The sequence below is a fragment of the Wenyingzhuangia fucanilytica genome (assembly GCF_001697185.1).
GTDB classification, from domain to species: Bacteria; Bacteroidota; Bacteroidia; order Flavobacteriales; family Flavobacteriaceae; genus Wenyingzhuangia; species Wenyingzhuangia fucanilytica.
This window is the reverse complement of the sequence record NZ_CP014224.1, coordinates 2,908,287-2,923,174: the sequence shown is the minus strand read 5'-3', so window position 1 is coordinate 2,923,174 and position 14,888 is coordinate 2,908,287. Positions and strand designations below refer to the sequence as shown.

General features: G+C 36.8%; 6 protein-coding genes, 2 tRNA genes and 3 rRNA genes. 9 read left to right on the top strand and 2 right to left on the bottom strand.

The annotated features are described in order from the left end of the window. Nucleotides 1–74: 74 nt before the first annotated feature. The 5 genes from AXE80_RS12000 (at nucleotide 75) to rrf (ending at nucleotide 5,327) form a co-directional block, all read left to right on the top strand. Nucleotides 75–1,596: ribosomal RNA gene (locus AXE80_RS12000) — 16S ribosomal RNA — on the top strand. 87 nt (nucleotides 1,597–1,683) lie between these two features. Next, a tRNA-Ile gene (locus AXE80_RS11995) sits at nucleotides 1,684–1,757 on the top strand. Between the two features lie 183 nt (nucleotides 1,758–1,940). Beyond that, a tRNA-Ala gene (locus AXE80_RS11990) sits at nucleotides 1,941–2,014 on the top strand. A 237-nt stretch (nucleotides 2,015–2,251) separates the two neighbouring features. Then, nucleotides 2,252–5,048: ribosomal RNA gene (locus AXE80_RS11985) — 23S ribosomal RNA — on the top strand. 170 nt (nucleotides 5,049–5,218) lie between these two features. Beyond that, a 5S ribosomal RNA gene (gene rrf / locus AXE80_RS11980) occupies nucleotides 5,219–5,327 on the top strand. The 16S, 23S and 5S rRNA genes sit together here with 2 tRNA genes alongside, the layout of an rRNA operon. A gap of 574 nt (nucleotides 5,328–5,901) precedes the next feature. Here rrf and AXE80_RS11975 read toward each other — a convergent pair. Beyond that, nucleotides 5,902–6,804, bottom strand: a complete 903-nt coding sequence (locus AXE80_RS11975; RefSeq protein ID WP_068827634.1) for a DUF72 domain-containing protein — start codon at nucleotides 6,802–6,804, stop codon at nucleotides 5,902–5,904. A 177-nt stretch (nucleotides 6,805–6,981) separates the two neighbouring features. Between AXE80_RS11975 and AXE80_RS11970 the strand changes: the two genes are divergently transcribed. Genes AXE80_RS11970 through AXE80_RS11960 form a run of 3 tightly spaced genes read left to right on the top strand, consistent with a single transcriptional unit; the run spans nucleotide 6,982 to nucleotide 9,465 of the window. After that, entirely contained in the window at nucleotides 6,982–8,274 is a 1,293-nt protein-coding gene (locus tag AXE80_RS11970; RefSeq protein WP_083194663.1) for a Y-family DNA polymerase, read from the top strand. Then, the gene (locus AXE80_RS11965) at nucleotides 8,274–8,696 is read left to right on the top strand and encodes a LexA family protein (RefSeq protein WP_068827630.1); all 423 of its coding nucleotides are present in this window, start codon (nucleotides 8,274–8,276) and stop codon (nucleotides 8,694–8,696) included. Before AXE80_RS11970 ends, AXE80_RS11965 begins: the two co-directional genes overlap by 1 nt. A gap of 1 nt (nucleotide 8,697) precedes the next feature. Further along, on the top strand, nucleotides 8,698–9,465 hold the full coding sequence (locus AXE80_RS11960) for an arginine deiminase-related protein (RefSeq protein WP_068827629.1): 768 nt from the start codon (nucleotides 8,698–8,700) through the stop codon (nucleotides 9,463–9,465). A gap of 38 nt (nucleotides 9,466–9,503) precedes the next feature. Here the strand turns inward: AXE80_RS11960 and AXE80_RS11955 are convergent, their stop codons facing one another. Then, nucleotides 9,504–12,077: an ATP-dependent Clp protease ATP-binding subunit gene (locus AXE80_RS11955; protein WP_068827627.1), complete on the bottom strand. Its 2,574-nt coding sequence runs from the start codon at nucleotides 12,075–12,077 to the stop codon at nucleotides 9,504–9,506. A gap of 291 nt (nucleotides 12,078–12,368) precedes the next feature. Here AXE80_RS11955 and gyrA point away from each other — a divergent pair, with 291 nt between their 5' ends. Beyond that, a complete protein-coding gene (gyrA, locus tag AXE80_RS11950) occupies nucleotides 12,369–14,888 on the top strand; it encodes a DNA gyrase subunit A (protein WP_068827625.1) in 2,520 nt (839 codons plus the stop codon).

The following is a 14,888-nucleotide window of genomic DNA, read 5'->3' as shown; positions in this document are numbered from 1 at the left end:
GTAAAATTAGAAAGTAAAATTACATGATTATATCATGAGATTTTTTTGAGCATCATCAAAATATTAAAATATTAACGATGAAGAGTTTGATCCTGGCTCAGGATGAACGCTAGCGGCAGGCTTAACACATGCAAGTCGAGGGGTAACAGGAATTGCTTGCAATTTGCTGACGACCGGCGCACGGGTGCGTAACGCGTATAGAACCTACCTTAAACAGGGGGATACCCCATGGAAACGTGGACTAATATCCCATAGTGTTGTAGAATGGCATCATTTTACAATTAAAGATTTATCGGTTTAAGATGGCTATGCGTCCTATTAGTTAGTTGGTAAGGTAACGGCTTACCAAGACATCGATAGGTAGGGGTCCTGAGAGGGAGATCCCCCACACTGGTACTGAGACACGGACCAGACTCCTACGGGAGGCAGCAGTGAGGAATATTGGTCAATGGAGGCAACTCTGAACCAGCCATGCCGCGTGAAGGATGACTGCCCTATGGGTTGTAAACTTCTTTTATAGAGGAAGAACTGCAGATACGTGTATTTGTTTGACGGTACTCTACGAATAAGGACCGGCTAACTCCGTGCCAGCAGCCGCGGTAATACGGAGGGTCCAAGCGTTATCCGGAATCATTGGGTTTAAAGGGTTCGTAGGCGGGCTGATCAGTCAGAGGTGAAATCCAGCAGCTTAACTGTTGAACTGCCTTTGATACTGTCAGTCTTGAGTCATATGGAAGTAGATAGAATATGTAGTGTAGCGGTGAAATGCATAGATATTACATAGAATACCGATTGCGAAGGCAGTCTACTACGTATGTACTGACGCTGATGAACGAAAGCGTGGGGAGCGAACGGGATTAGATACCCCGGTAGTCCACGCCGTAAACGATGGACACTAGTTGTTGGATTTAGGTTCAGTGACTAAGCGAAAGTGATAAGTGTCCCACCTGGGGAGTACGGTCGCAAGATTGAAACTCAAAGGAATTGACGGGGGCCCGCACAAGCGGTGGAGCATGTGGTTTAATTCGATGATACGCGAGGAACCTTACCAGGGCTTAAATGTAGGATGCATTATTTAGAGATAGATATTTCTTCGGACTTCTTACAAGGTGCTGCATGGTTGTCGTCAGCTCGTGCCGTGAGGTGTCAGGTTAAGTCCTATAACGAGCGCAACCCCTATCTTTAGTTGCTAACAGGTTAAGCTGAGGACTCTAGAGAGACTGCCGGTGCAAACCGTGAGGAAGGTGGGGATGACGTCAAATCATCACGGCCCTTACGTCCTGGGCTACACACGTGCTACAATGGTAATGACAGAGGGCAGCTACTAGGCGACTAGATGCAAATCTTTAAACATTATCACAGTTCGGATTGGAGTCTGCAACTCGACTCCATGAAGCTGGAATCGCTAGTAATCGGATATCAGCCATGATCCGGTGAATACGTTCCCGGGCCTTGTACACACCGCCCGTCAAGCCATGGAAGCTGGGGGTGCCTGAAGTCGGTCACCGCAAGGAGCCGCCTAGGGTAAAACTGGTAACTAGGGCTAAGTCGTAACAAGGTAGCCGTACCGGAAGGTGCGGCTGGAACACCTCCTTTCTAGAGAAAAGAGATGAATGTTATGAGGAATCTTTTTACTTTTTAATTAGCTGTTAATTTTTATAAAATATATACAATCACATATTGAGTCTCGTAGCTCAGCTGGTTAGAGCGCTACACTGATAATGTAGAGGTCGGCAGTTCGAGTCTGCCCGAGACTACAAAAGAGTTCAAAGTTAAAGGTTTTAAAGTTGAAAGTTTTTGAGAAAAGACGAATGACTAAAACACTAAACAAGTAACAAGATAGATTGTATCATACAGGAAATTCTAGAAGCAGAAATAATTACGAATTACGAATTAGTAATTACTAATGACTAATAAACTAATTACTAACTACTAGTAATGGGGGATTAGCTCAGCTGGCTAGAGCGCTTGCCTTGCACGCAAGAGGTCATCGGTTCGACTCCGATATTCTCCACAAGTCAATTAGCAATTGACAATTAACAATAAGCGATATTATTTGTTGTTCATTGTAAATTGAAAATTGTTCATTGTAAAAGTTCATTGACATATTGATAATAATATTGTTTAAAAAATAATATTACTTGAGTAGACATTAGAATCTATCAGCAATGATAGAATTATAATAAAAATAACAACGCAAGTTGTAAAAACAGAATGGTTTCGACCATTAATGATTAAAGACGCAAAAGTACAATAAGCTAATTAAGGGTGTATGGCGGATGCCTAGGCTCTCAGAGGCGAAGAAGGACGTGATAAGCTGCGATAAGCTACGGGGATTTGCACATAAGAGTTATATCCGTAGATTTCCGAATGGGGCAACCCACTATGTTGAAGGCATAGTACCGAAAGGGGCAAACCCGGTGAACTGAAACATCTAAGTAACCGGAGGAAGAGAAAATAATAATGATTTCGTTAGTAGTGGCGAGCGAACGCGAAAGAGCCCAAACCGATTTTGTTACGGCAAGATCGGGGTTGTAGGACTGAAATATCAAGAAACAATCGAATTAGAATAACCTGGAAAGGTTAACCAAAGAGGGTGATAGTCCCGTATAAGTAAGAGAAGTGATTGTATCAGATTCCTGAGTAGGGCGGGGCACGAGGAACCCTGTCTGAATCTGCCGGGACCATCCGGTAAGGCTAAATACTCCTGAGAGACCGATAGTGAACTAGTACCGTGAGGGAAAGGTGAAAAGAACCCTAAGTAAGGGAGTGAAATAGATCCTGAAACCGTACACCTACAAGCGGTCGGAGCCCATTAACTGGGTGACGGCGTGCCTTTTGCATAATGAGCCTACGAGTTACTTTATCTAGCAAGGTTAAGGATTTAAGATCCGGAGCCGTAGCGAAAGCGAGTCTGAATAGGGCGCTTTAGTTAGGTTGAGTAGACGCGAAACCTGGTGATCTACCCATGGGCAGGTTGAAGCTGTAGTAACATACAGTGGAGGACCGAACCCGTTGACGTTGAAAAGTCTTGGGATGACCTGTGGGTAGGGGTGAAAGGCCAATCAAACCAGGAAATAGCTCGTACTCCCCGAAATGCATTTAGGTGCAGCGTTGTATTAGTTATATAGAGGTAGAGCTACTGATTGGATGCGGGGGCTTCATCGCCTACCAATTCCTGACAAACTCCGAATGCTATATAATGATTTACAGCAGTGAGGGCATGGGTGCTAAGGTCCATGTCCGAGAGGGAAAGAACCCAGACCATCAGCTAAGGTCCCCAAATATATGTTAAGTTGAATAAACGAGGTTTGTCTGCCCAGACAGCTAGGATGTTGGCTTGGAAGCAGCCATTCATTTAAAGAGTGCGTAACAGCTCACTAGTCGAGCGGACGAGCATGGATAATAATCGGGCATAAACATATTACCGAAGCTATGGATGTATAGTTTACTATACGTGGTAGGGGAGCATTCTAGTTGTGCTGAAGGTGTTCTGTAAGGGATGCTGGAACGGCTAGAAAAGAAAATGTAGGCATAAGTAACGATAAGGCGGGTGAGAAACCCGCCCTCCGAAAGACTAAGGTTTCCACAGCGATGCTAATCAGCTGTGGGTTAGTCAGGGCCTAAGGCGAACCCGAAAGGGGTAGTCGATGGACAACAGGTTAATATTCCTGTACACGCACCCATTAAAAGTGACGGATTGCCCAGATCTTTACGTACTGACGGAATAGTACGTTGAGCCTAAACTTCGGTTGAAGCGAAAAGAAGTAAGCGGTTCCAAGAAAAGCGAGGGCTGCGTCCTGTACCGTAAACCGACACAGGTAGTTGGGATGAGTATTCTAAGGAGCTCGAGTGATTCATGGCTAAGGAACTAGGCAAAATAGACCCGTAACTTCGGGAGAAGGGTCGCCCCACTTTATGTGGGGCCGCAGTGAAAAGGTCCAGGCGACTGTTTATCAAAAACACAGGGCTCTGCTAAAACGAAAGTTGATGTATAGGGCCTGACACCTGCCCGGTGCTGGAAGGTTAAGTGGAGGGTTTAGCTTCGGCGAAGATCTGAAATGAAGCCCCAGTAAACGGCGGCCGTAACTATAACGGTCCTAAGGTAGCGAAATTCCTTGTCGGGTAAGTTCCGACCTGCACGAATGGTGCAACGATCTGGACACTGTCTCAGCCATGAGCTCGGTGAAATTGTAGTATCGGTGAAGATGCCGATTACCCGCTACGGGACGAAAAGACCCCGTGAACCTTTACTATAGCTTAGTATTGGCTTTGGATAAGTAATGTGTAGGATAGGTCGGAGACTTTGAAGGAGCATCGCCAGGTGTTTTGGAGTCATTGTTGAAATACGACCCTTTGCTTATCTAGAGTCTAACCCAGCGATGGGGACAGTGCTTGGTGGGTAGTTTGACTGGGGTGGTCGCCTCCAAAAGAGTAACGGAGGCTTCTAAAGGTACCCTCAGTACGCTTGGTAACCGTACGTAGAGTGCAATGGCATAAGGGTGCTTGACTGCGAGACCTACAAGTCGATCAGGTTGGAAACAAGAGCATAGTGATCCGGTGGTTCCGCATGGAAGGGCCATCGCTCAAAGGATAAAAGGTACTCCGGGGATAACAGGCTGATCTCCCCCAAGAGCTCACATCGACGGGGGGTTTGGCACCTCGATGTCGGCTCGTCACATCCTGGGGCTGGAGAAGGTCCCAAGGGTTGGGCTGTTCGCCCATTAAAGTGGCACGCGAGCTGGGTTCAGAACGTCGTGAGACAGTTCGGTCTCTATCTGTAGCGGGCGTTAGAAATTTGCGTGGATTTGATTCTAGTACGAGAGGACCGAATTGAACTAACCTCTGGTGTATCTGTTGTTCCGCCAGGAGCATTGCAGAGTAGCTACGTTGGGAAGGGATAAGCGCTGAAAGCATATAAGCGCGAAACCCACCACAAGATGAGATTTCTTTAAAGGGTGGTTGTAGATCACGACCTTGATAGGATATAGGTGTAAAGGCAGTAATGTCATAGCCGAGTATTACTAATAACCCATAGGCTTATGTACTGCGGGCTTTAATTATTAAGTTTTAGAACTCAAGTAAGAAAAATAAACAAACAATATTGATATCAATATGTTAACATATACTGTTAGTTAAAAGTTAGAAAGAATAAAGTTAAAAGGTTTAAATACTTTAGAATTTTATAAACTTGAAAGCTTTATAACTGATAAGACCTTAAGGTGATTATTGCAATAGGGCTCACCTCTTCCCATTCCGAACAGAGAAGTTAAGCCTATTAGCGCAGATGGTACTGCCATTGGTGGGAGAGTATGTCATCGCCTTTTTTTAAATCCTCATTCATTTATTTGAATGAGGATTTTTTGTTTTATAACCTATCATAAACAAAAACAACAACCAATAAAAAAGCCGATTCTACTATTTATTTAGAATCGGCTTTTAGTTTACTGCTTGATATGAACTACATAAGATATTAGTTCTCTTGTTTGGTAGTTGCATAGCTTAATTTTTCTGTTGTTTTTTCATGATTATACTTTTTTAATGGTTGGTTAATTTTCAATCTAATTGAAATTAGAATTGAATTCTGATCATTTCTTGATAAATCTGATATACAATTGACTTAACGTCTAAAGTAGTTTTTGAAATAGCTTGTACGCTTTCCAGATTCATAAGGTCTGTTTGGAGACATAGAAAATACAAATCTATTGTCTGTCGTTGTGGTTTTTGTTTCTAACATAACTGATATATTTTATATTTATTACAAATATCAGACTATTATATCTTTTGGAGAATGTGTAATGATTTGTGTAGATATGTTTTAAATCAGTTATATATCTATGTAATAGCATGGTTCTTGATTGAAAGAATAGCTGTTAAAAGACCTTTTAATATGGTTAGCTGTTAAAATAATGTTTGTTGTTGACCTTGAATATCTTGTAGTGTTTTAGGTACTGTTAACTTTAACCCCAATCTGTGGTTTAGTTTTTTGACAAAATAAGAGGATAATAATACAGACTCTTCTTCTATATTTTGATGAATAAAAAATGAAATGGAAGTTAGACCTTGTTTAATCCAATATTCAATTCTATCAACCCAATCATCAAGCCTATGAAAGTCTGAGGGATGATTTGACCCCACAAATCTTATAAAAGGTTTACTATTGGTTAATCTCATATGGAGTAAATCTCTTCTTCCTGCCGTATCGGTAATAATGTTGCTAATGTTGTTCTCCTGATAAAGCTGATATAATTGATGAGAAACTTTAGGGTTATTATACCAATCTGTATGTCTTAGTTCTATTGCAAGTGGTATTTCCTTTGGCCAAGTGTTAATATAGTCCTCTAACTTTAAAAAATCTTTAGGACTAAATTCTTCATTCATTTGAAGAAAAATGGCTCCTAATTTTTCTTTTAACGCAATTACATTATTTAAAAAGAGTTCTGTAATAGGGTATGAAGGTTCCTCTAACTCGTAATAGTGAGATATATCTTTGGTGATTTTAGGATAGAACTTAAAATTACTAGGTGTTTTTTGATACCACTTTTGAAATTGTTCTTGAGGGTATAAATTATAAAACGTAGCGTTTAATTCTATACTATTAAAGTGAGTACTGTAATATACTAATTCATCTTTTGTTCCTCTTGGATAAAAACCTTTTAAATCTTGTTTGTTCCATTTGGCACAGCCAATTGAAAATTCAGTTTTACCTATAAATGATTTATTAAATACCGTATGAGTATCAGGATGATCTTTAGGTAAAGTAAAATCAATATTATCTGGGTTGGGTACTTTTCCGAATTTCATAGGGTAAAAGTACAAATTTATGTTTTGTATTAGTGATTGAGTTTTTCGACTAGCTCAAGATAAATTTTTGTTTGAGCTCTTTTTTTGAGATGCTAGAATAAGTTCAGTACCGAAAAGAAAAGCGAGTAACGAAAGCACGACCCAGAATTGATTTCAGAGGAACACCCAAATATTTAAATGCATTTATATAACAGTGTTTTGATTTACCTTTGTGGTATGTATGGAATTGTAGATTGTAATAGTTTTTACGCATCGTGTGAGCGTGCTTTTAAACCTAATTTGATAGGAAAACCTATAGTGGTTTTATCTAATAATGATGGTTGTGTAATTGCGCGCAGTAAGGAAGCAAAGCCATATGTTAAAATGGGGGCTGTTGCTTTTAAGAATAAGAATGACTTTAAAAAGTATGGGATTCATGTTTTTTCTTCGAACTATACTTTGTATGGAGATATGAGTTCTAGAGTAATGTCGATTATTAGTAAATATGTAGATGATATTGAGCCTTATTCTATTGATGAAGCTTTTTTTAAACTAAAAAATGTATCGGGTAAGGAGGCGGAGTTGATAGGTAAACAGATTAAGGATGATGTTATGCAGCATTTGGGTTTACCGGTGAGTGTGGGAATTGCAGCAAGTAAAGCACTGGCTAAGTTGGCTAATAATATTGTTAAAAAATATCCGGAGCAAACTCAAAATGTTTATGTAATTGGTACGGATGAGCAACGCATAAAAGCCTTAAAATGGACTCGGATTGGTGATGTTTGGGGAATTGGAAGACGTTTGGCAACTAAGTTAAAGGAGATGAATGTTGATAAAGCTTATGAATTTACTTTATTATCGGACGAATTGGTTAGGAATAAGTTTTCTGTAGTAGGTTTGCGCTTAAAACGTGATTTGGAGGGAAAGCCAACAATTGGTTTTGAGGAAGTACATGATAAATACATGATTGCAACAACACGAAGTTTTCCCAATGTAGTATCAGATTTAAAAGAAATTGAGGAGCGAGTTGCCACCTTTGCTAATAGTTGTGCAGAAAAGTTAAGAAAACAGAAAAGTGAATGTTCCGCAGCCTATGTTTTTTTAAAATCAAATAGGTTTGGAAAAGATTATGTAAAGTTAGGAGCTATGGTTCACTTTGGTTTTGCTACGAGTTCTAGTATTACTATTACCAAAGGAGTTTTAGAAAAATTACGTGAAATTTTTAAAGTAGGATATACTTATAAAAAAGCGGGCGTAATTTTAGTGTCTATTAAGCCTAATGCAAGTCATCAAACTAGGTTGTTTGGAGATGAGAATCCTAAACATCAATTATTAATGCGTACAATGGATACTTTAAATGATAAGATGGGGCAAGGGAAATTGAAGCTAGCTAATCAAGATATTAAAAGAACTTGGAAAATGAGACAAGAACATTTATCACCACAATACACTACCAGATTAAGTGATATTATTACTATAAATTGTAAATAATGGTTTTAACTTTTTATAAATATGAATCTAATGGATTTGTAAAAATTCCTTTTGTAGAAGCTGGAATTAAAGCTGGTTTTCCTTCTCCTGCCGAAGATTTTCAAGGAAAAAGAATTTCTTTAGATAAAGAATTAGTTAAAAATGAAACAGCTACTTTTTATGCTAAAGTTGATGGTGATTCTATGCAAGATGCAGGAATGTCTGATGGAGATTTGTTGGTAATTGATAGAAGTTTGGAACCTCAGAACGGTAAAATTGCTGTTTGCATGTTAGATGGTGACTTTACTGTTAAAAGATTAAGAGTTGATAAGGATGGTGTATATTTGGTTCCCGAAAATAAAAGTTACCAAGAAATAAAAGTAGGTGAAGATCAGGAATTGGTAATATGGGGAATAGTAACCTATGTGATTAAAAAAGTATAGTATGATATTGATAGATTTTAGGAATTGGATATTTGATAAGTCTTTGGGGTTTTTACCCAATGCACAAAAACAATTGTTACAAATGGATTTTGAAACGATTAAAAAAGTTTCGGATTTTAAAGTTTTAGATTTTGAACAAATAAATCCTTTAACTATTTCTAGTTTATTTTTTAAAAACAATGAGCAAATTGCAGTTTCTCCTGTAAAAGATATTCGTGATTTTTATCAAATAATAGATACTGTTTTAGAAGTAGAGGATAAAGAAGTAATTGATTATACTGAGGCAGCTGATGAGGAAGTTTATTTTTACGGACAAAATAGTTTGGTAGCTCATTTTGAAGCTGAAATTGCTTTGTGTGGAATTAATAACAAAACCGATGAATCTTTGTTTGAGGAGTATTGCGAGGATTTTGAATTGACTCCTTTTGGCTTTGATATTCCAGAAGGTATACTCACAAGTGATATTGCAATTTTTTCGGGAAATACATTGTTAATTTGTCTAGAGTATATCACTGATAAAAAATTAAAAAAGCAGTTGTTCTCTCTTATAAAAGGACATGGAATAGAAACATTAACTTTTACAAAAGAACAAGTAGCTCAAGGAGTTTTTGATATGAAGTTTGTTGATGGAAAATTAATAACAACTCAAAAAGTTTTTGAGTTATTGACCAAGGAACAAAAGGAAGCGGTATTAAAAATAAATGCAGTGGTATTAGAGCTTCCGTTTTTAGAAAAAGTAGGAATCAAATTAAGAGATATTATTTTATAGCATAAAAAAAAAGAGGAACTAAATTAGTTCCTCTTTTTTTATTCTTTCATTTCTGAATTTTCTTGATGTTCAATAGAAATGGTTAATTCTTGTTTTTCTTTATCTAAATTCATTTTAATAATGTCACCATCATTTAGATTAGAATTGACTATTTCTTCTGCTAAAACATCTTCAATATATTTTTGAATAGCTCTTTTTAAAGGTCTAGCTCCGTACTTTTGATCAAAGCCTTTTTCTGCTATGTAATCTTTAGCATCATCGCTTAAAATTAAAGTATATCCTAAACCACTAATACGTTTGGTTAATTTAGATAATTCAATATCTATAATTTTGTGGATATCTTCTCTTTCTAAAGCGTTGAATAAAATAACATCATCAATTCTGTTTAAGAATTCAGGAGCAAAAGATTTTTTCAATGCACCTTCAATCACACTTTTAATATGGTCGTTGGCTTGTGCTTTTTTAGAAGCGGTTCCAAAACCAACACCTGCACCAAAGTCTTTTACTTGACGAGCACCAATATTAGAAGTCATGATGATAATTGTATTTCTAAAATCAATTTTTCTACCTAAGCTATCAGTAACATATCCGTCATCTAAAATTTGTAACAACATATTAAATACATCAGGATGTGCTTTTTCAATTTCATCTAATAAGACAATTGAATAAGGTTTTCTTCTAACTTTTTCGGTTAATTGTCCACCTTCTTCATAACCTACATATCCTGGAGGTGCTCCTACCAATCTTGAAATAGCAAACTTTTCCATGTACTCACTCATGTCAATACGGATTAACGCATCTTCAGAGTCGAACATTTCTGTAGCCAATACTTTTGCCAATTGTGTTTTACCAACTCCTGTTTGACCTAAAAAGATAAACGATCCAATAGGTTTGTTAGGGTCTTTTAATCCAACTCGGTTACGTTGTATGGCTTTTATCACTTTTGCAACAGCTTCGTCTTGACCAATTACTTTACCTTTTATGGTAGTTGGTAATTCTCTTAACTTACTGCTTTCAGCTTCGGCAACTCTGTTTACAGGAATCCCTGTCATCATAGAAACAACTTCGGCTACATTTTCTTCGGTAACTACTTCTCTGTTTTTTCTAGCAGCTTCTTCCCATTGTTGTTGAGCAGAAGCCAATGCAGCTTCCATATTTTTTTCATCATCTCTTAACTTAGCAGCTTCTTCGTATTTTTGACCGTTAACTGCTTTTGTTTTTTTGTCTTTGATGTTTTCTAGCTCAGCTTCAAGTTTAATAATCTGTTTAGGGACTACAATATTTGTGATGTGTATTCTAGACCCAGATTCATCTAAGGCATCAATAGCTTTATCTGGTAAAAATCGATCAGTCATGTAACGATTTGTCAATTTTACACAAGCAACAATAGCTTCATCGGTAAAAGTAACATTGTGATGATCTTCGTATTTACCTTTAATATTTTGTAAAATTTGAACAGTTTCTTCTTCTGTTGTAGGTTCTACAATTACTTTTTGAAAACGTCTTTCTAAGGCACCATCTTTTTCAATATTTTGACGATACTCATCTAAAGTAGTAGCACCAATACATTGTATTTCACCTCTTGCTAAGGCAGGTTTTAACATGTTTGAAGCATCTAAAGAACCTGTAGCTCCACCAGCACCAACAATGGTATGAATTTCATCAATAAATAAAATGATATCATCATTTTTTTCTAATTCATTCATCAAAGCTTTCATTCTTTCTTCAAACTGACCTCTGTATTTAGTACCAGCTACAAGACTAGCTAAATCTAAAGAAACTACACGTTTGTTAAAAAGAATTCTAGAAACTTTACGTTGTACAATTCTAAGAGCTAAGCCCTCTGCAATTGCAGATTTACCCACCCCAGGTTCACCAATAAGCATTGGGTTGTTTTTCTTACGTCTACTTAAAATTTGAGAAACACGTTCAATTTCTGCAGTACGTCCAACTACAGGATCCAATTTATCAGTTTCTGCAAGAAAAGTTAAATCTCTACCAAAATTATCTAAAACAGGAGTTTTAGATTTTTTATTAGGATTTGGTGTTTGCGGTTGGCTTCTTTCAAAAGAACCTGCATTTCCTCCAGAAAAATCTTGAGAACTTTCATTGCTTGGTGAGTTAAAAGTGTCCTCTATAGCTTCATCAAGTTCATCTTCGTCTTCACCACCTTGCGTTAATTGCTTGTACAAGGACTTAACATCGTTGTAAGTAATGTGCAGTTTGTCTAGTATTTTAGTAATTGGGTCATTTTCATTTCGCAAAATACAAAGCAGCAACAAAGCAGTATCAACTGTTGTGCTGTTGTATAATCTAGCTTCTAAAAAAGTAGATTTTAGCGCCTTTTCAGCTTGTTTAGTTAAATGTAGGTTTCTTCTTTCACCAGCAGGTATTGGTAAGCTAGAAATAGGGTGCAAAGCCTCTACCTTGTGTTTTAAATACTCAAGGTTTACATCTAAGGCAATTAGCATATCATTAGCCTTGCTTGTTTGATTTCGAATAATACCTAACACCAAATGTTCAGTGCCAATAAAGTCATGACCTAGTCTGATAGCCTCTTCCTTACTGAAACCAATCACATCTTTAACTTCTTGTGAGAAATTATCATCCATATTCTATCGTTTTTAAGATTAGGTTCTACGTAAATTTAGTAGATTTTTTTTAGATAAATTACAATTTGCTTGCCATTGTTATCATAAGACAGATTGTCTTGTTTTTATTTTTCTGTAAATCAGCGTATTGAAAAGCAAATATGTTGATAAAACATATACGAAGACAATAGTCAATAGGTTTTATTTGTTAATAACTTGTGGTTAAATTAGGAGTTTGCTAAACTTGTAAAACCGATGAAAAGATGTAAATTGCTATGTTGATAAATAAAATATAACTTAAGAATAATATACATGATTGAAGGAGAAAAGCTGATCCCTATTAATATTGAAGAGCAGATGAAATCTGCTTATATTGATTATTCAATGTCTGTAATTGTGTCACGTGCACTACCAGATGTAAGAGATGGGTTAAAGCCAGTACATAGACGTGTCCTATATGGAATGCATGAGTTGGGAATTAAGTCAACTGGAGCGTATAAAAAATCTGCAAGAGTAGTAGGAGAAGTATTAGGAAAGTATCACCCACACGGAGATACCTCAGTGTATGACTCAATGGTGCGTATGGCTCAAGATTGGAGTGTACGTTATATGATGGTAGATGGGCAAGGGAACTTTGGTTCTGTAGATGGAGATAGTCCGGCAGCAATGCGTTATACAGAGGTTCGTATGCAAAAAATATCAGAAGAAATGTTGTCTGATATTGAAAAAGAAACCATTGATTATAGATTAAACTTTGATGATACATTAAACGAACCAACTGTGTTGCCAACTCGTATACCAAACTTATTGGTGAACGGGGCTTCTGGTATTGCAGTAGGGATGGCTACAAACATGGCACCTCACAATTTAACAGAGGTAATTAATGGTATTGAAGCTTATATTGATAACAGAGATATTGATATTGATGGTTTGATGGAACACATCAAAGCACCAGATTTTCCTACAGGAGGAACTATATATGGTTATGAAGGTGTAAAAGATGCTTTTCATACCGGTAGAGGAAAAATAGTAATGCGTGCTAAGGCTACTTTTGAAGAAATAAAAGGTAGAGATTGCATTATTGTTACTGAAATTCCATATTTGGTGAACAAGGCAGAAATGATTAAAAAAACTGCTGAGTTAGTCAATGAGAAAAAACTAGAAGGTATTGCAAACATTCGAGATGAGTCTGACCGTAAGGGAATGAGAGTTGTCTATGTTTTAAAGAAAGATGCAATTCCTAATATTGTTTTAAACAAATTATACAAATACACTTCTTTACAAACTTCTTTTAGTGTTAACAACATTGCTTTGGTTAATGGAAGACCAGAAATGTTAAACCTAAAAGATTTAATACATCACTTTGTTGAACACAGACATGAGGTAGTAACTCGTAGAACGGAGTTTGATTTAAAGAAGGCTGAAGCAAGAGCTCATATTTTAGAAGGTTTAATTATTGCATCTGATAATATTGACGAAGTAATAGCTATTATTAGAGGTTCTAAAAATGGTGATGAAGCACGTGAAAAATTAATGGCTCGTTTTGAATTGACTGAGATTCAAGCTAAGGCTATTGTAGAAATGCGTTTGCGTCAGTTAACAGGACTAGAGCAAGATAAACTTCGTTCAGAGTACGAAGAGATAATGCTTTTGATTGCTGATTTAAAAGATATTTTAAGTAGCGAAGAGCGTAGAATGGAAATTATTAAGAACGAATTAATTGCTATTAGAGAAAAATATGGTGATGAAAGACGTTCTGTAATTGAATACGCTGGAGGAGATATGAGAATTGAGGATATGATTCCTGATTCTAAAGTAGTGGTAACTATTTCTCATGCGGGTTATGTAAAACGTACTCCATTATCAGAATACAAAACTCAAAATAGAGGTGGTAAAGGGCAAAAAGGTGTAGCAACAAGAAACGAAGATTTCTTAGAACATTTATTTGTAGGAACTAACCATCAATACATGATGTTCTTTACTCAAAAAGGTAAAGTGTTCTGGATGCGTGTGTATGAAATTCCAGAAGGAACAAAAGTTTCTAAAGGTAGAGCGTTACAAAACTTAATCAATATTGAGAATGATGATAAAGTAAAAGCTTTCTTGGTAACAGAAGATTTAAAAGATGAAGAATACATCAATAATCATTATGTTATCATGGCTACTAAACAAGGTCAAGTTAAAAAGACTTTATTAGAGCAGTACTCTAGACCAAGAACAAATGGTGTACAAGCGATTACTATTAAAGAAGGTGATGAGTTATTGGAAGCTAAATTAACCAATGGAAATAGTCAAGTAATGTTGGCAGTTAAGTCTGGTAAAACAATTCGTTTTGAAGAGGAAAAAACTAGACCAATGGGTAGAACAGCATCTGGAGTACGAGGAATTACCCTTGCACATGATAAGGATGAAGTGATTGGCATGATTGCTGTAGATGATATGGAAAGCGAAATCTTAGTTGTTTCTGAAAAAGGATATGGTAAACGTTCTAAATTAGAAGATTATCGTATTACCAACAGAGGTGGTAAAGGAGTTAAAACGTTAAATATTTCTGATAAAACAGGTGAGTTAGTTGCTATCAAAAATGTTACTGATGAAGATGACTTGATGATTATTAATAAATCAGGAATTACTATCCGTATGGAGGTTGAGCAATTAAGAACCATGGGTAGAGCAACTCAAGGAGTTAGATTAATTAACATTAATAATAATGATTCTATTGCGGCAGTAGCTAAAGTAATGAAAGATGATGAGGAAGATGTAGATGTTAGTGAAAACACTACTGAAGCTGAAGCTGGAGTAGAAGGGTCATCAGAAACGAATCAAGAGTAA

Bases quoted from the DNA above. Each gene is read 5' to 3' on its own strand.
- AXE80_RS11975 (WP_068827634.1), bottom strand. From the start codon at position 6,804: ATGAAATTCGGAAAAGTACCCAACCCAGATAATATTGATTTTACTTTA.
- AXE80_RS11970 (WP_083194663.1), top strand. From the start codon at position 6,982: ATGCATTTATATAACAGTGTTTTGATTTACCTTTGTGGTATGTATGGA.
- AXE80_RS11965 (WP_068827630.1), top strand. From the start codon at position 8,274: ATGGTTTTAACTTTTTATAAATATGAATCTAATGGATTTGTAAAAATT.
- AXE80_RS11960 (WP_068827629.1), top strand. From the start codon at position 8,698: ATGATATTGATAGATTTTAGGAATTGGATATTTGATAAGTCTTTGGGG.
- AXE80_RS11955 (WP_068827627.1), bottom strand. From the start codon at position 12,077: ATGGATGATAATTTCTCACAAGAAGTTAAAGATGTGATTGGTTTCAGT.
- gyrA (WP_068827625.1), top strand. From the start codon at position 12,369: ATGATTGAAGGAGAAAAGCTGATCCCTATTAATATTGAAGAGCAGATG.